A 17,407-nucleotide genomic window follows, 5' to 3' on the forward strand; every position below is an offset into this window, starting at 1 on the left:
AAAGGGGGTAGGGTAATTCGAGCATTAGTTGCGGCGAACAGCAACGCCTTACTTTGCGAGGCAAAACCGTTGCGGAGGTTCCCTCCGTTGAGGTTATTGCCGAGGGCGCGCCTAACGGCGATATTATGCCCTTGTGGTACGCGGGTTCTCGAATTTAGGTGGTAGGGTGTAGGGAAGAAATGACCCCAACCCCCGACACCCAACACCCAACACCCTCCCTCAACCCCTTGATTTCATGGCTTATCCGAACAGTATTGGAGACGGAGATGTACCACTTTATCTGATTAATTGCTTCCCCACCAGCCAGAATCAATTAACGTTCCTTTATATTCCTTTATTTTCTCAGGAGTCATAAAATAAGCCCAAGCTTCTCCCAGAACGAGATTGTCTAGACTATAAACTGTAACTATACGACGATAATATGAGTTTAGGCGATCGTCTCGCTGGGGTTGATAATCTTCCAAAACATCTAAATTGGCTAAAATCTCCCGATCTTTGAAGCTTAACAATACTCCCCTAACTAGATTGTTTCCTTCAACCGTAGCGGGATAACCAACAGGTAAATTATATAAAATACCTTTGATACAGGCTGGGGTATGAGATTCCACCCGACCATTACAATAGCGATGGTAATTGACTTCTCCTGGCTTGAGAGTTCCATAAACAAAAACTTTGAGGCTAGATGGTTTCATTGCATAATAGGGTTTTGGTCAATTTTAATTAATATATAGGATTTGAAGTCTTGAAAATAGCTACTTGGAACGTTAATTCAATTCGGAGTCGCCAGCAGATTGCGATCGACTGGCTGCAAGCAAATAAAGTAGATGTATTGTGTTTGCAAGAAACTAAAGTACAAGACCATCAATTCCCGCGATCGCCCTTTGAAGAGTTGGGTTATAACTTATATATATCGGGTCAAAAATCTTATAATGGCGTTGCTATTTTTAGTCTAAAACCTTTAGAAAAAGTTAGTTATGGTTTTAGTCCGATCATTGGCGATCCAGTCGCAGATTTCGACGCACAAAAACGGGTCATTAGTGGTGTAGTAGATGGGGTTAGAATCGTCAATCTTTACGTTCCTAACGGATCGGCTTTAGGTAGCGATAAGTATGAATATAAAATGAATTGGTTGCAATTACTGCGTCAATATTTAGAACAACTACAAAACGAAAAATTAGAAATATGTGTCTGTGGTGATTTTAATATTGCCCTAGAAGACAAAGATATTTATACTAATAAACCTAGAGATAGACATATTATGTCTTCTCCTGCTGAAAGAGAAGCTTTAACTCAAATATTAGACTTGGGTTTTCAAGATGCTTTTCGCAAATTTAATGTCGAACCAGGAAATTTCAGTTGGTGGGATTATCGTGCTGGAGGTTTTACTCGCAATCGAGGTTGGCGTATCGACCATCACTATTTAACAGAAAAACTCTATCAACAAGCGACTAATTGCTGGATTGATATTGAACCTAGAAAACTAGAAAAACCCAGCGATCATACCCCTGTCATTGTGGAGTTTTAGACTAACAACTAACAAGAATTAACTGTCTTCATTTTCTTCCCACAAACGACTCAGCTTATCTCGCATAGCTTCAAGGGCTTGTTTTTTTCTAGGTATGCTCAAGACATGAATGTCTATTTCCAGAATGTTGTCGATTCTAGTAGTTCTTTCCCAGATTTTTGTTTCATTTTCAAACTCTTGCTCGTAACGAAAAGTGAGAGTCTGAGAATTAACATTTTGAATTTCTACATTTTTAATCCAGCCACTACTACTTTTTACATAGAGCCAGATATTCGATTGACCGATTAGTTCCCTGAGCTTACTTTCCATAAAAATATTCGCACAATAAAAATTGTCTACGAGATAATTGGATTTTTTAAAGGCTGCTTTAATATTATTAACATTAATTTGTACTCTATGTAAATATTTTTTATAGATTATTTTTTTCGATTAATTATTAATTGAGTTTTTAAATAAGCTGTATGCAGTAAATACTTCCACTTTATTAAACGTTAAACGTATGGATTGGTTAAAGAGGAAAGGGAAAAGGAAGAAGATATCTTTTAATTTTTTCAGTTTTCTATTATCTTAACTGTCACAGTACAAGTAATAGTGTAGGGTGAATTGCTTGTGTTTCTTTCTACTATTGCTAGTGGCGATCGCCGCTAGTTAGAGGCTCAGATCTTGCACCTAATCAGGGAAAAATCAAAATCAAGTTCATTTAACCAAGGTCTAACTGTCTCTAACTGATTTGCTTATCTAAATTAATAAAATTCACGTTTACACTAATTGTTCGCCCACTACCAAACAGTAGTCTAAGTAGCAAATAATTGAGTTACTGAAAGAGAAATATTAGGAAAACTGAAAGGCTTAATTATTCCTGATGTTAATTCCGAGCGAGTTAGATAGTCATTGTTTTTTGGTTGAGTAAAGACAATCAGCTTTTTTTCTTTAATGTTTGCAACCCAATATTCGGGAATATTGGCTGCTGCGTAAATTGATTTCTTCTGATTCAGATCGTAGTTTAAAGTACTGTCGGAAATTTCTATTAACCAAAAAATATCTGAAGCTACAGGATGATTTTGAAAATATTTATTTTTGGGTAGTTTGACTATGGCAATATCTGGCTCTGGCTCTGAGTTGTCAATTATAATTGGGTGTGCCTCGCGAATCCAAGCTTTTCCTCTCAAGACTTCACGCAAGTAATCTGCAATGCTGCCACCATAGGCTGCATGAGTTACTCCTTCTGGACTCATTTCGATTAACTCTCCATTAATCAGTTGAATGTTGCGATCGCGCAGTATGCCAGCCTCAATCATTTTATGATATTCAACAATCGACCATTTTGCTATTGCTACCATTTTTTTGAAGATCGAACTCGTTCTAAAATTTTAGTCCATATTTTAAATAGCCAGATGAGAGCAATGGTATCGCAGTTGTCTAATCAATCTAAAATAGTATGCTAGTTTGGGATAATTGTATACAGTATACTTTTGCCGTCTCATCAATCTATGAATCTAACTACTAAAACTCAATTATTAGTAAATGGCGATCGCCTAAATCAAAGTATTGCTAGTTTGGCGCAAATCGGGCAACTACCTAATGGTGGGGTGAAAAGGATTGCTTATAGCAAAGAAGACCTCGAAGCTAGAAATCTAGTTCGACAGTGGATGAAAGAACTAGAGATGGAAATTACTATAGACGCAGCAGGAAATATTATTGGTAGGTATCCAGGTAAAAATCCCGTAGCTAGTGCGGTTGCAACGGGTTCGCACATCGATACCGTTCCTTGTGGCGGTCATTATGATGGTGCTTATGGAGTATTGGCGGGTTTAGAAGTAGTCAGAGTTCTTCAAGAAAACCAAATAAAGCTCGATCGCCCTGTAGAAGTGATTGTCTTTACCGATGAAGAAGGCAGCATGATTGGTTCTAAGGCAATATCGGGTAGAGTAGTTGGAGATCCTGAATACTATCGTCGTCCTGATGGTACGGATATCAAAACCTGTTTGGCGACCATTGGCGGTGATTGGTACAAGCTAACTCAAGCTCGTCGCAGTCTTGAAGACATATCTGCGTTTGTTGAACTTCATGTCGAACAAGGACCTGTGTTGGAAACCATGGGCAAACAAATTGGTGTAGTCGAAGGTATAGTCGGGCAAAGAAGATTCAACATTACGGTCAAAGGTAGTGCCAATCATGCAGGTACAACCCCAATGTCAATGCGCTGTGATGCTTTAGTTGCTGCTTCCCAAGTTGTTCTCGCCGTCAATCAAATTGGCAACAGTCCTGGTCAACAAGTGGCTACTGTGGGCAAAATGGAAGTCAAACCCAATGCTGCTAATGTTGTTCCTGGTTGGGTAGAAATGACTTTAGATATTCGTGACTTATCTAGTTTACACATCGACAGTTTGTTAAAACAATTACGCATCCATCTCGAAGAGATTGCCGTTGCTACCAAGACTCAAATTCGCTTAAATCCTTGTTTGCATAACGAACCAGCTTTAGCCGAACCCTATATTCAAAAAGCGATCGCCCTATCTTGTGAAAATCTCGATCTAAGTTATACCTATTTACCCAGTCGCGCCAGTCATGATGCCCAAGAAATGGCGCAAATTACTGATATGGGGATGATTTTTGTCCCTAGTGTGATGGGAGTCTCCCACGATGCGACAGAATACACTTCCCCCGAACAATGTACCCAAGGAGCAAATATTTTGTTGCAGACATTGATTAGATTGGGAAAAATTTAATCTTTACTTGCTACTGCGACCGAAAGTAAGGCGTTTAGTTAGCCGCAACTAGTCCTTTAGGGCTACTTTTTTATACGCTGCCCAACCTCCTAAATCGGAAATATCTTCCCAATTGTATTTCTCTACTAACTCTTGAGGATATAGCATAGCGATCGCCGTTTCCTCTCCTGCTAAATTTACAGTCTCTGGATACATATGAGGTGGTTCGTTAGCCAAAAGATATTCATATTCTTCTTCAGTCATTTCATAGATTTCCCCAGGAATGCTCACACCGCCTGTGGCAACAGCATAAATAGCGGGATGCCAACCATTTTCGGCTGCATGGAGGCGGTATTGGGGTTTAGTTTTGGTGTCTTTGATAAATTTGGCGTTGGTCAGGTTTTTGTGGTCTGGTTGTCCTTTCAAAGCCGAACCACAGATAAAAACTCGTTTTGTATTGAATGTAGTTGTCATCGTTTACTTAGCTGTATCTTGAATAATTTCCAATTCCTTGACTACTCTGGCTTTGCTAGACATTAAATGGAGCTTAATTGTCGCTTGTGCCAGAGCTGAATCTCTCAGGGCGATCGCTTCATAAATTTCTCGATGTTCGAGGCGAATTTCCAACACTTGAGGATTGTGTTTGGTAGTCTGAACTCTTAACAATGCCATTTTGTCGAATACTTGTTCGAGTAAAGTTAATAGCCACTGATTGCCCGAACTTTCAGCTATCAAATGATGAAACTGATAATCAATTTCTAGAAGCTTCAAGCTATCGTCTTTGCCAGAGGACGACTTTAATAGTTTTTCTGCCAACAGCACGTATTTTTCCAACTGTTTTAATTGTTTGGGGGCGATCTTTTCACAAGCACCTTCAACTGACAGTTGTTCTAAAGCTATACGACAGTCATAAAGCTGAATCGCGTCTGCAATAGAAAGTGTGGCAACCCTGAAACCACCGTTGGGTTTGGACACAATTAATTTTTCTCGTTTTAACTGACCAATTGCTTCGCGAATAGGAGTACGACTCACTTCTAGTTGCTCGGCTAATTTTGTTTCGACTATTCGTTCCCCTGAAGCCAAATCTCCTCGGAGGATAATTTGCTTTAAGGCTTCATATACTTGCTGCCGTAAAGACTGACTTCTTTGAATAGAAATCATAGTTTGAGTTCTGACTCATTATGTTGAACTGATGTATGGGAATCAAGAAATGAATTTCCTTACATAGTATACAGTATACGATATAAATATTTGAGTTGAATCCATCCCGCGATCGAATAACTCGATTGGTTTACTTAATTACATATTCGGGCGGTCAACATTTTGAGGAAACCTCAAAATTACGCCCTCACTTATTACTTAAAAGCGTTTGACTTTAAACACAAAGCGTTAAGTTATCACCAATGGTCTCTAATAGTGCGTACCCGACTTACGATGGTGAACGGCAGTAACTGCATCCGATGCCAACACTTTGCCCTGTTCGGCTACGGCATATAATAACCAATGATCGCCACATTCCATGCGGTTTACTACCTGACATTCTACATAAGCCAAGGCATCGGTCAAGATAGGACAACCGTTGGCTGCTTCTTCTGTAGCTACTCCTGCAAAACGTTCTTCACCAGGGGCAAAAGGTTTTAAAAAGTGCTTCATCATGGGAATACGATCGCCTTCAGGTAGAATATTTAAGACAAAATTGTTCCCCTTAAATAGCAAAGATTCGATCGCTCTTTCTTTAGCCACTGCTACGGTTAAACCAGGAGGATTGAAGGTTGCTTGAGATACCCAAGAAGCCAACATCGCCCCCGTAACTTCTTCTTTTTTGGTGGTGACAATACACATCGAGCCAACTAATCTGCCTACCGCTTGGGCGGTGCGATCTACATCGGAAGTAATACCTTGAGCCTGTCGGACTTTTTTGCTTTTGCGTTGGGCTTTCTTCAATTCTTGAGCAAAATCCGTTCCTGCTTCTTCACAGGTTTTCAACACGGCATCGGTGGGAGTAAATTTGACTCGAATCGGTTCAAACCCCATTTTATATCCTGCATTGCGAAACTTATTCTCTAGCAAGTCTACTGCTTCGCCACTCCAACCAAAAGAGCCAAATACCCCTGCTAGTTGTGTTTTGGGTGCATTTGCCAAGACAATCCCCAACGCAGCCTGAATTTGAGTCGGAGCGTGTCCTCCAAGGGTGGGAGAACCCATGATAAATCCTGCGGATTTGGCGATCGCCGTTTCAATTTCTTCTGGTTTTGCCGACTCGGCGTTAATCGATTCTACCGCGACTCCTGCTTTAGTAATTCCCCTGGCGATCGCACCAGCGATAGTTGCGGTGTTGCCATATGCCGAGGCGTAAATTAAAGCTACAGTCAGTTCGCGATCGCTCTGCTTTTGCGTCCAATTACGATAGTCGGCAGTTAATTCGACTAAACTGTATTTAACTAAAGATCCATGTCCCGTAGCGTAGATTTTAGTGGATTTCTTGGCAATTTTATCTAAATTATTTTTAATCTGTCTTGCATGGGGTGCCATCAAACAATCAAAATAGTAACGCCTGTCTTCTAGATCGATCGTCCAGCCTTCATCAAAAACGCGATCGCCACAGACGTGACAGCCAAAAATTTTATCGGTGTATAGCACTGCGGTTTTCGGATCGTAGGTACACAAATGATCTGGGTAGCGAGGATTGGGCGTGGGAATAAATTCTAAGGCGTGTCCTTTGCCCAAATCTAGAGTTTCTTCCCCTTTAATCGCCTCTATTTTTAATTCTGCTTCTGGCAAAATTTTACGCAAAGATATTGCTCCAGGATTGGTACAGATAATCGAAATCTGAGGCGCAATTGCCAATAACGCTTCGATAGTTTTGGCGCGGTTAGGATTAACGTGTCCCAAGATCAGATAATCGATCTTTTGAGGATTGATTCTTTCTTTGAGGGCATCGAGAAAGATTTGGGTAAAAGATTCTCCTGGAGGATCGAATAAAGCTACTTTGTCTCCTTCAACTAGATAAGCATTGGCTGTAGTTCCTTTTTGTAAGGCATATTCTATTTCAAACTTGAGCCGATCCCAAGTACGCGATCGCAATACACGGGTATCAGCAGCAACAGGAAATACTTGGACATCCTTGGCTTTATTGGCAGGAGACATAGTTTTTTAAAGCATTGTTATTATTTTTAACCTTAGTTTACCAAGTTTGAGTCAGTAGCAAGGAGAAAGCAATTTCCACTACTATTTGTGACCCATTTTTAATTTCTCAGATAAAGCACGATTTAATTTTTGAGATGCTCCAGGGAATTTAGGTTCTAATTGAAGTACTTTACTGTAGGTTTTGACCGCACTATCCCAGTCTTGAATCGATTCAAATTCTCGACCCAAAAAATAAAAAGATTCAGCATCTTGAGGGTTGCGCTCGATTCCCTGCTTCAAAAATTCGATCGCCTGTTGGTGTTTGCCCTGTTGGCTCAAAGCTTCTGCCATACGATGATAGGCTTGAATAAATAGAGGATTGAGGACGATTGCCTTATAGTAAAAACCAATGGCTTGTCGATGTTGCTTTTGTTCTGCCAAAGCATTACCCAGATAAAAACGATCTAATGCCGAACCAATTTTGGGCTGCATTGTCAAAGCCAACTGCATTTCTTTGATAAATTCTTTCTGTCTGCCTATTTTTAATAAAACGCGGGCATAGTTTAAATGGGCGTTAGCATATTTAGGCTGGAGATTAATGGCTTGACGGTAGCAGGCGATCGCTTTTTGCCATTGTCTTTTGCGAGAATATAAATTGCCCAAATCCGTATGAATTTTTGGGGAATTAGGCTGCAATTTTGCTTGCTTATAATAGCGTTGTATCGCTTTATCCAGTTGATTTTCTGGTGAAAACTCTAGATTCGTTTGAGTAGAGACGGGTTTTTTTTCTGATAGGGAAACTTCTCTATTCATTTCAGGTTTTAGTAGTAAAGATTCTGAATCGTTCTTTTGAGGCGGTAAAGCTGGCAAGGTCATACTAATATTTAAAGCTTGCCGATAGCATTTTGCTGCTTCTTGCCATTTATTTTGCCGTTCTAGCTGTCGTGCCTTACTGCAATATTCTTCTACAGAACGAATTGAGCTTGGTTGTTCTGAGTTTTTGGTTGCGCTATCGATCGCGATCTCCGAGATTACTATTTCCCCATTGGAAGATTCTAACTCTAAGGCTTTACTAAGATTATTCCGAGTTTGTTCTATATCGCCTAATTTTTGCCAAACTCTAGCCAAACTCCGATAAACTTTAGCACTCGGTCTAATAATGATTGATTTTTGATAGTGTTTAACAGCTTGCTGGAGTTTATCTTGTTCCACATAAATATCTGCCAAACCAGCATAGACTTCCCCTAGATTGGGTTTTATTTCTACTGCTTTGGCATAACAAGACATGGCTTCGGCAGTTTGACCCATCCTTTGCAAAGCATTCCCCCAAACTTTGTAAGCTTCTGCCATATCGGGCAAAATATCTGTAGCTTGCTTGCAAGCCAAGGCAGATTGCGACCATTCTTGTCTTTCTAAATGGTCTAATGCTTTTTGCAAATATACTTGTGCTGTTTCCCAATCAATATCTTTTGCTTGTTGGGGATCGATTGCTTTTATACGATTAGAAAAGGTAGGAGATATGTCTGCCGACTCTATTTCTACTCTAGGAGAGGATATTGGAGAAGAGGGAGATTTGACTAGCCCCGAAGCAGCATTAGTTAAAGGTTGAAACGAAAAAGCAACTTCTTTTAAACTATCTAAAGGTATGGGAGTTCGTTGTGCTTTAGGAATGCTCGATCGGAGTAATTGCTCTCTGGTGTTTCCCGTCATCGCTTTAAGATGAATAGCTTGACGGTAATAGTTGGCAGCCTGTTCTACATTGCCCTGATTTTTTAAACCTGTGGCTAGTTTTTCATAAGCTATCGCTAAATCTCCCTGTTGTTTTAAGCGTCCAGCCAAACGTTGTTGAATTTCTGGCAAATTGGGATTTTTTTCAATTAGCAAACCATATATTGCCAAGGCTTCGCCGACTTTGCCTTTCTCCCACAAATCATCTGCTTGAGTAATTTGGGCTTCCCAAGATTTCACCAAACTGTTGGATAAACCAGATTGAGTATTAGATAAGCTGGAATCTAGAGATGAAATGGTCGAATTATTATCTGGGGCAGATTCTGTAGGAAGAAGACTTTTGAATAACTTAAACATTAGCCAACTGAATTATTATATAAATATTTTTACTTAGGTTTGTATACTGGTATCTAGAATCTACAATAATAAATAATGTTAATTCGACGGATGAAAAATTAACTACAATTCTAGCTATATCAATCTAAGATACAAAAAAACCAGTATTTACATCTCAGTATTTACCAAATCTTAAAGCCATTATCCAGGATTTTACTTAATCTTCACTTTTAAGCCAACTAAATAGAAGCTATTTGCTCTTGTTAATATACTTTTAAATAGCTGGGAAAAATCATTTTCAATCATAAAAATTACTTCTCAAACGTAGATTACAAAATCTACTATAGACTGCAACTCCAAAAACATTTCTCTATGTTGATGCAGCAATTATTATATTTTTATCCTGTATATAGATAAATGTTATCCCTAAAAAATTACTTTTAATAAAAAAGCAGACTAAATCTAGCCCGCTAAATAACATTTGATTATTCAATAATTTACTAGCAATTTAAAGTAAAAGTCATGATTTGTCGATATTTTAGTTAAATATACCGATCTGATCTTTTAAATTTCATCCCAACCGCTAACACCACTAGACATGACATAGCTTGTCACCCCAGCTTCAAAGAAATTAGCTTTAGTATGACCATCTTTTTTAGTATCAGAAAATCTTTCTAAATGACGATAGGGACTTTTGTTATATTTCTCATCTTTATATAAAGGCTCTAAACCGATCGAGCGCAAGCGCATATTAGCCATATACTTAGTGTAGTGTTCGGTGCTAGCTTCAGTGATTCCCAAAACACTATCGCCCACAATATGATTCGTCCAACGGCATTCGTGTTGTACCGCAGTATCGAACATTTCGTAAATTTGCTCGACGGAATGGGGAAATAATTCCATGGCTTCGGGTAGCATTTTTTGATAAAGTCGCACGTGACTCAACTCATCGCGGTTGATCATTTTAAAAATATCCGCGCTACCAGGCATTAACATTCTGGATGCTAAATTATAGAAGTAGATGAAGCCGTTATAAAAATAAATCCCTTCAAGTAGATAGTCTGCGAGTAAAGAAACAAAATAATTTTCGTGACTGGGATCGTCAACATATTTTTGGTAAATAGTGGCAATAAACTCACAACGATCTGCCAACACCTTATCGGTACGCCAAAAATCATAAACAGTACTACGGCGATCGCTTGGTATGATGGTCTCAATAATATATTGATAACTTTGGTTGTGCATTCCCTCTTGAGAAATTTGCTCTGCCATACAGACGCTAACTTCTGGTGCAGTAACGCAGTTTTTAAGATGAGGAATATTACAAGTTTGTACGGAGTCGAGGAAAGTCAAATAACTCAGAATGCCATCATAAGCGCGACGTTCGTCAGCCGTTAGATTAGCATAGTCGGTTACATCCTGAGTCAAATCCAACTTTTGAGGAATCCAGAAATTCTCGCGCATTTGCTGGTATAGACCAACTGCCCAAGAATAGCGCACGTCATTTAACTGCATTAAATTAGTCGTGTTACCAAACCAAATAGAACGATTTTCTACTTTGTCGTCGCCACCAGGATTGAAGATAGGGTTGGCTAGCATGGCTTGAGAAGGGGATGCAACTTGGGTCATATATTAAGAGTTATTTGTACTTATTTACACTATATACGGTGTTATAGCCTAGCAAAAATTTATCGAAAACACTAGTTTGATTTTTGGTAGCAAAACAGAAAATTTTCCAGCTATCATATTTGTAGGATATTTTAATAACATCATGCCACACGAACCATTAAACATATCAAGCAGCAAACCAGTTTTATCTTGGGCAAATCACGAGCTAGATAAAAAAGAAAGTCAGATGGCACAAAACGTAGCATCACTGCCGTTTGTCTTTAAGCACGTCGCCCTAATGCCCGACGTTCACCTCGGAAAAGGTGCGTTAGTCGGCTCGGTAATTGCTACTAAAGATGCGGTGATTCCTGCTGCTGTGGGTGTAGATATTGGTTGCGGGATGGCTGCGGTAAAAATGCCTTTTACGGGCGATCGCGTTGAAGGAAAACTGAAGAAAATTCGTCGAGAAATTGAAAAGCAAATTCCCGTAGGTAGAGGAAAAAATAAAAATATCGAAAAAGCCGTTACTAATTGGCAAGGCTGGCAGGATTTTAAAGAATTACACCCAGGAGTACAGGATTTAGATAACAATGCTCTCAAGCAAATGGGTTCGTTAGGTGGCGGAAATCACTTTATCGAACTCTGTTTGGATACAGATAATTATGTCTGGTTGATGTTGCATTCTGGTTCGAGACATATTGGTAACAAACTGGCGCAATGTCATATTTCTACGGGGAAAAAATTAGCCGAACTAGCTGAATTGAGTTTGCCCGATCCTGACTTGGCATATTTTGTGGCAGGTACGCCCGAATTTGCCGCCTATTGGCGGGATTTACAATGGGCGCAAGACTACGCTCGTTTTAATCGAGATGTGATGATGGCAAGGTTTAAAAAGATCGTTGAGGGATTGGTTACGGGAGGAAAAGAAATTAAACCCCTACTGTCGGTTAACTGTCATCATAACTATGCCGAAAAAGAAGTCCATTTCGGGGAAGATGTTTATGTGACTCGTAAGGGTGCAGTTAGGGCGCGACAAGAAGACTATGGAATTATTCCTGGTTCGATGGGTACTAAATCTTATATAGTCAAGGGTAAAGGAAACCACGATAGCTACTGTAGCTGTTCCCATGGCGCAGGGCGGTTAATGTCTCGCACTAAAGCCAAAAAAGAATTTACTGTAGAAGATGTCATCGAACAAACTCAAGGAGTCGAATGTCGTAAAGATAGCGGCATTATCGATGAAATTCCTGGGGCTTATAAACCCATTGATGAAGTGATGGCTAATCAACAGGATTTGGTTGAAGTGGTAGCTACTTTAAAACAAATTGTCTGCGTTAAAGGTTAGTTTAAATATCTAATAATCTGGATATCGATCGCTTTTTCTTAAGGAAGGGCGATCGCTTTTGATTTTTGAGATAATAGATAGGTATTTGGTAATTACTTTTTATGTCTTTGATTTCTAAAGCAACACTTGAATTTTATCTCCATAAGATAAGCAAAAATCTTACTTCTAGTTTTATTTTAGTCGTTCAAATTAGTATTTTATTATGGGTGTTTTGGTTGTGTATCATCAATAATTCTGATGAGTTAATCTTAGACTATCTTAAAGTATATTTTTTGTGGATAGTTGTTGTATTATTGGAAATAATTAATAATCATCGTAAAATTTTTTCGGAAAAAGCATCAACAAAACATTCCCAGAATAAAACCGATGATTTATCCTCCGAAGTAGGAACGATTGAGAATACTATTCCAGAAATTATCGCTTTAGCTGTTATTTCTATTCCTGTACTATTAATTATAGCCATTCTTATATATAGCGGAGAGTTTTCAAAAACTTATACTTTTACCGAACGGGGTAATTCTATCAACTATTATTCCAATATATTGCTAGCTTGTCATTTTTTAATTGATAATTTTAAAAAACTATTTGATATTCAACATCAGACTTGGATAAGAATATTAAACTTTATCTCTTTTATTTGTTTGATAATAGGTATATCATCTCTTTTTTTTGCCTCTAGAGACATTGTAGAAGTTAATATGTAAAGCGATCGCTCTGAAACCATAAAATTCAAATATTTATTATGTCAATCGATATTAAAAAAATAAAAACTAAATGGTATACTTTTTTGCCTCAATTGAGTTTATTAATTTGGTTTACCATTTATCTACTTCTAGATTGTATTCACCACGCACCAGCAATTTCTATACTAAGTTCTGTTTTTTGGGTAGTTACTTGGGGGATTGTATTGACTTCATTCGTTAAAGAGGATTTAGGATCGGGGGAAATTGAGGAGTCAGAAGAACCAAATAACCAAGATGATAGTTTAGTATGGTACGGTAAATTTCTCAGTCGGAATGCTGTAGAAACAATAATTCATTTAATTATAAATGTTTTTATTTTCAGCTTAATATTTGTTTCTATAAAAGAATATAATAATAATTTGACAGATATAATCAATAATTACAATTACCAATTATTTTATAATTGTGGGAGTATTTTATTATCTATTGCTGTAAGTACATCTTGTATGGAATCAATATTCAATGTTGAATCTAAAAGAAATCGACGAATAATTTATATCGCTACTATAATAGTAGGTTTATGTGGTGCTGGATTAATAGGAATATCAGCAAGTTATCTACCAGAAAAATATTAAAGTATTTTAATTTAAGAGATAATAAATTGGTTTTCAAGGTAATTTTGCACAACAAATACAAGATATGCCCAATGGAACTAAACTCAAACTTAAATTTATTTAATCAGCATCGCGATCGCTATAATTACCTTAGCAACGACTAATTACTAACCACTAGAAATTATTAATAATATTTTGGCGGAGATCGAATTACTCTGATTCGTGTAACTTTTGATATAACTCTTTCTGTTCGGGGATAATTTCTTAGGAGAGGGTTATAGTCATTCCAATTAGTTTCCTGATGGTATTTACGTATTGATAACAAGCTGGAATACCACTCCCTTCTTACGAAGTTTGCTCAACGGGGGGAACCCCCGCAACGCAACTTCGCGCTACTCGCTACTCACTACTCTCTACTTTTTCAAGGTATTGTTTGGTTTTTATTTGGAATGACCATAGCTGACAATCAAGCTTGTCGAACCAATATTGTTCACTGATAATTAAATATCTTCAAACAAACTTTTTGGTCATGGCTAATCTACAAGAAATCAAACAAGTAGCTGCTCAACTCTATCTCAATCTAGACAACCCTAATTCAGTACGCCAACAACTCAAGCGCATCAAAGAATCTCAGCAAAAACTCCGCGAGTTAAAACAAGAAGTTAATGCCCAACTCCAAGATCTCAAACAACCCCATAATTCTTTTGGTTTAGACGAAGCAGCAGCTATTGGGCTACATCTTTTTGGCAAACATCATATTGCCAGACAAGTTACCAGACAGGGAAATAGAATCGAGCGTCAGCAAAAAAAACAACTAAAAAACGCTCGTCAACCTCATATCAAAATGAAAAACCTGATTGATAATTATCTATTTGAGGGAGATCGACTCAAACTAATGGCAGAAAATTATCTCAAAGAAGCAAAATAATAGTAGATTTTCTCAACTTGCAAGGGAATGAATTAACTTGTCTTAAGATAATCTTGTAGGACTATATTTAGCACTCACCTTAACTTATGGCTCAAGTTAGTTTGCAGGGGATTACTCGACAGTTTGGTAATATCACGGCAATAAAAGATATTACCTTTAAGATCCCCGACGGCGAATTTTGGGTCTTAGTAGGACCTTCTGGTTGCGGTAAATCGACCATTTTGAGGACGATCGCGGGGTTAGAATCGATTTCCAGCGGTAAACTGTATATTGACGATCGCTTGGTTAACGATCTTCCCGCTAGACAAAGGGATGTGGCAATGGTCTTTCAGAATTATGCCCTTTATCCTCACATGAGCGTAGGGGAAAATCTGGCTTTTGGCTTAAAAATGCGGGGAGAACAACAGCGGGAAATTGCTCGACGAGTGGGAGAAGTAGCGCGATCGCTGGATATAGAACATTTACTCAAACGCAAGCCCAAACAGCTATCTGGCGGACAACAGCAGAGAGTAGCATTGGGTAGAGCGATCGCCCGTCAGCCCCAGGTATTTTTATTAGACGAACCCCTATCTAATTTAGACGCGCAATTGCGAGACGATACGAGGGCGGAATTAAAACAGCTACATCAAAAGGTGGGTATTACTACTATTTATGTAACTCACGATCGCACTGAAGCGATGACACTGGCAGATCGGGTAGTAGTTTTAGATGATGGCACAATACAGCAGATCGGAACTCCCCAGGCTATTTACGATCGCCCGATTAATTGTATGGTTGCGGGGTTTTTAGGCAATCCTCCCATGAATATTGTGCCTGCAACCTATGATAGTGGGCGGTTTATCTTGGCAGGCGATCGCACTATCGAGCCAGATAAGCAAATTTTACAGCAGCTACAACCCAGTCAGGGAGAAACTTTTAATTTAGGTATTCGCCCCGAACATATTACGGTTTTGGATCTAGCTACAGAAAATAACCAGCAAAATTGTTTAATACTTCAAGTCAGTTTAGTTGAGCCTTTGGGCAGAGAAACTTTGATTAAGGCAGTTGTGACCGATTCTAATTTAAGTTTTAATTTATTGGCAGATGCCACTTGGCAAGGTCGAAAAGGCGATCGCATTTTAGTAAAATTAGATCCCGCCCAGATCTTTATTTTTGATTTTAAAACTGGCAAGACTTTAATAACTCAATAAATAAATTATAAATTTTCTGGAGCGGTCAAATTCTAATATTTTAAATATCAAAATAGAGGGTAAATTGATTTTTGTAAATTTTTTGTCATACTAGGGAACACGAGAATAGTAGTATAAAAGTAAATCTACTAACAAATTTTCTATCTCCGACACATCATGAAAAAAGATCTGTTCTTTTCTTTACAGATTGGTTTTTGTGCCCTCACCTGTTTTTATACTAATCCAGCTCAAGCCCAAGTTACATCAGATTTTACAGTCAATACTCAAGTTACTCAAAATGGCAATAGCGCAGTAATAACGGGAGGAGAAACCAGAGAAGGTAATCTATTTCATAGCTTTCAAGATTTCTCAATAGGTACGGGGAACGAAGCTTTCTTCAATAATGCTAATGATATCTCTAATATTTTTAGTCGAGTAACAGGCGGTAATATTTCCAATATTAATGGTCTGATTAGGGCAAATGGCAGTGCCAGTTTGTTTTTAATCAACCCTGCGGGGATTATCTTTGGTGAAAATGCCAGACTAGACATAGGTGGCTCATTTTTAGCTTCTAGCGCGAGTAGTATTTTGTTTGATGGTGGTGAGTTTAGCGCAGCAGATTTAGAAAATCCACCTTTGTTAACGGTTAATGCGCCCATTGGTTTGGGTTTTCGAGATAATCCAGGAAATATTATTAATCGTTCGCGAGTACAAAATAGTAATTCAGAAGTAATCGGATTAGAAGTTAATCCTACTAATAACCTAACTTTCCTAGGTGGAAATCTTAACTTTGAAGGCGGCAATCTAACCGCCAGAGGAGGCAATATCGAACTAGGTAGTTTATCTGCGCCTGGGGTTATTAATTTAGGAGAAAATGGTAGTCTGAGCTTCACCGAAAATATTGCTAGAGGTAATATAACACTGAGCAACGGTTCGGAAATTAATGTTAGTAGTTCTGAAGGGGGGAATATTAATGTCAATGCTGATAATATTACTCTCAGTGGCAGTAGTAACTTAGTTGCAGGTATTGATCAAGGGCTAGGTACTCCCGAATCTGAAGTTGGAGATATTAATTTAGATGCAACGGGTGATATCAATCTTGCTGAATCTAGTACAATTCGCAATCAAATTGCGGAAGATGCCACTGGTATTGGGGGTGATATTAACGCTCAAGCATTTTCCATTGACCTAACTGGTGGAAGTTTTTTTAGTACCAGTACTAGAGGACAAGGAGATGCAGGTAATGTTACGGTCAACGCTGATGACTCAATTTCATTAAATGGCACAAGTACGAGTTTTTCTAGCAACATTCTGGCTACTGCCAACGGTAATGGTGGTGAAATCAATATCACGACTCCCTCTTTGACCCTAGAAAATCAAGCAAGAATCGTTACAGCAGTCTTGGGAAGGGGAAATGGGGGAAGAATAGTAGTTGATAGTGATTCTGTCTCTTTAGATGCTAGTGAGATTGAAACTAGTGTAGTCACTTTAACAGACAATAATGGTGCGATCTCATCAATTGGTCAAGGTAATGGAGGAACGATTGAAATTAGTGGTGATTCTCTCTCTTTGAGTAATGGTGCAGATATTAATGCTTCTACTTCAGGGAATGGTAATGCAGGGAATTTAACGATTAA

General features: G+C 38.5%; 17 protein-coding genes. 8 read left to right on the top strand and 9 right to left on the bottom strand.

Annotated elements, in window-relative coordinates:
* Both AC33VI_RS06815 and AC33VI_RS06820 read right to left on the bottom strand, forming a co-directional pair.
* Positions 1-206: hypothetical protein (locus AC33VI_RS06815; protein ID WP_491781512.1), on the bottom strand; the 206-nt coding region annotated here is incomplete at its 3' end.
* Between the two features lie 78 nt (positions 207-284).
* On the bottom strand, positions 285-692 hold the full coding sequence (locus tag AC33VI_RS06820; RefSeq protein ID WP_491781513.1) for a gamma-glutamylcyclotransferase family protein: 408 nt from the start codon (positions 690-692) through the stop codon (positions 285-287).
* A gap of 50 nt (positions 693-742) precedes the next feature.
* Here AC33VI_RS06820 and xth point away from each other — a divergent pair, with 50 nt between their 5' ends.
* Complete coding sequence (gene xth / locus AC33VI_RS06825; RefSeq protein WP_491781514.1) at positions 743-1,525, top strand: exodeoxyribonuclease III; 783 nt, start codon at positions 743-745, stop codon at positions 1,523-1,525.
* Positions 1,526-1,543: 18 nt separating this feature from the next.
* On the opposite strand, the gene AC33VI_RS06830 is transcribed toward xth, so the two are convergent.
* Positions 1,544-1,834 (bottom strand): DUF6679 family protein, encoded by a 291-nt coding sequence (locus AC33VI_RS06830; protein ID WP_491781515.1) that lies wholly within the window; start codon positions 1,832-1,834, stop codon positions 1,544-1,546.
* Between the two features lie 485 nt (positions 1,835-2,319).
* The gene (locus AC33VI_RS06835) at positions 2,320-2,865 is read right to left on the bottom strand and encodes a Uma2 family endonuclease (protein WP_491781516.1); all 546 of its coding nucleotides are present in this window, start codon (positions 2,863-2,865) and stop codon (positions 2,320-2,322) included.
* A gap of 150 nt (positions 2,866-3,015) precedes the next feature.
* Between AC33VI_RS06835 and AC33VI_RS06840 the strand changes: the two genes are divergently transcribed.
* Positions 3,016-4,254: a Zn-dependent hydrolase gene (locus AC33VI_RS06840; protein WP_491781517.1), complete on the top strand. Its 1,239-nt coding sequence runs from the start codon at positions 3,016-3,018 to the stop codon at positions 4,252-4,254.
* Positions 4,255-4,302: 48 nt separating this feature from the next.
* Here the strand turns inward: AC33VI_RS06840 and AC33VI_RS06845 are convergent, their stop codons facing one another.
* The 5 genes from AC33VI_RS06845 to AC33VI_RS06865 form a co-directional block, all read right to left on the bottom strand.
* Positions 4,303-4,707 carry an allophanate hydrolase-related protein gene (locus AC33VI_RS06845; RefSeq protein ID WP_491781518.1) on the bottom strand — a complete coding sequence of 135 codons (405 nt, stop codon included), beginning with the start codon at positions 4,705-4,707 and terminating at the stop codon, positions 4,303-4,305.
* Positions 4,708-4,710: 3 nt separating this feature from the next.
* Positions 4,711-5,394 (bottom strand): GntR family transcriptional regulator, encoded by a 684-nt coding sequence (locus tag AC33VI_RS06850; RefSeq protein ID WP_491781519.1) that lies wholly within the window; start codon positions 5,392-5,394, stop codon positions 4,711-4,713.
* Positions 5,395-5,643: 249 nt separating this feature from the next.
* Positions 5,644-7,380 (bottom strand): diflavin flavoprotein, encoded by a 1,737-nt coding sequence (locus tag AC33VI_RS06855; RefSeq protein ID WP_491781520.1) that lies wholly within the window; start codon positions 7,378-7,380, stop codon positions 5,644-5,646.
* 81 nt (positions 7,381-7,461) lie between these two features.
* Positions 7,462-9,444, bottom strand: a complete 1,983-nt coding sequence (locus AC33VI_RS06860; RefSeq protein WP_491781521.1) for a tetratricopeptide repeat protein — start codon at positions 9,442-9,444, stop codon at positions 7,462-7,464.
* Between the two features lie 543 nt (positions 9,445-9,987).
* On the bottom strand, positions 9,988-11,022 hold the full coding sequence (locus tag AC33VI_RS06865; protein WP_491781528.1) for a ribonucleotide-diphosphate reductase subunit beta: 1,035 nt from the start codon (positions 11,020-11,022) through the stop codon (positions 9,988-9,990).
* Positions 11,023-11,194: 172 nt separating this feature from the next.
* Here AC33VI_RS06865 and AC33VI_RS06870 point away from each other — a divergent pair, with 172 nt between their 5' ends.
* From AC33VI_RS06870 to AC33VI_RS06895, 6 genes are all read left to right on the top strand, one after another.
* Entirely contained in the window at positions 11,195-12,376 is a 1,182-nt protein-coding gene (locus AC33VI_RS06870; RefSeq protein ID WP_491781522.1) for an RtcB family protein, read from the top strand.
* Between the two features lie 101 nt (positions 12,377-12,477).
* Positions 12,478-13,080, top strand: a complete 603-nt coding sequence (locus AC33VI_RS06875) for a hypothetical protein (RefSeq protein ID WP_491781523.1) — start codon at positions 12,478-12,480, stop codon at positions 13,078-13,080.
* 38 nt (positions 13,081-13,118) lie between these two features.
* Positions 13,119-13,694, top strand: a complete 576-nt coding sequence (locus tag AC33VI_RS06880) for a hypothetical protein (protein WP_491781524.1) — start codon at positions 13,119-13,121, stop codon at positions 13,692-13,694.
* A 508-nt stretch (positions 13,695-14,202) separates the two neighbouring features.
* Complete coding sequence (locus AC33VI_RS06885) at positions 14,203-14,601, top strand: hypothetical protein (protein ID WP_491781525.1); 399 nt, start codon at positions 14,203-14,205, stop codon at positions 14,599-14,601.
* Positions 14,602-14,687: 86 nt separating this feature from the next.
* Positions 14,688-15,791, top strand: a complete 1,104-nt coding sequence (locus tag AC33VI_RS06890; RefSeq protein ID WP_491781526.1) for an ABC transporter ATP-binding protein — start codon at positions 14,688-14,690, stop codon at positions 15,789-15,791.
* A gap of 156 nt (positions 15,792-15,947) precedes the next feature.
* On the top strand, positions 15,948-17,407 hold a 1,460-nt coding region (locus AC33VI_RS06895), incomplete at its 3' end, for a filamentous hemagglutinin N-terminal domain-containing protein (protein WP_491781527.1).

It is taken from the genome of Waterburya sp. (assembly GCF_058530065.1).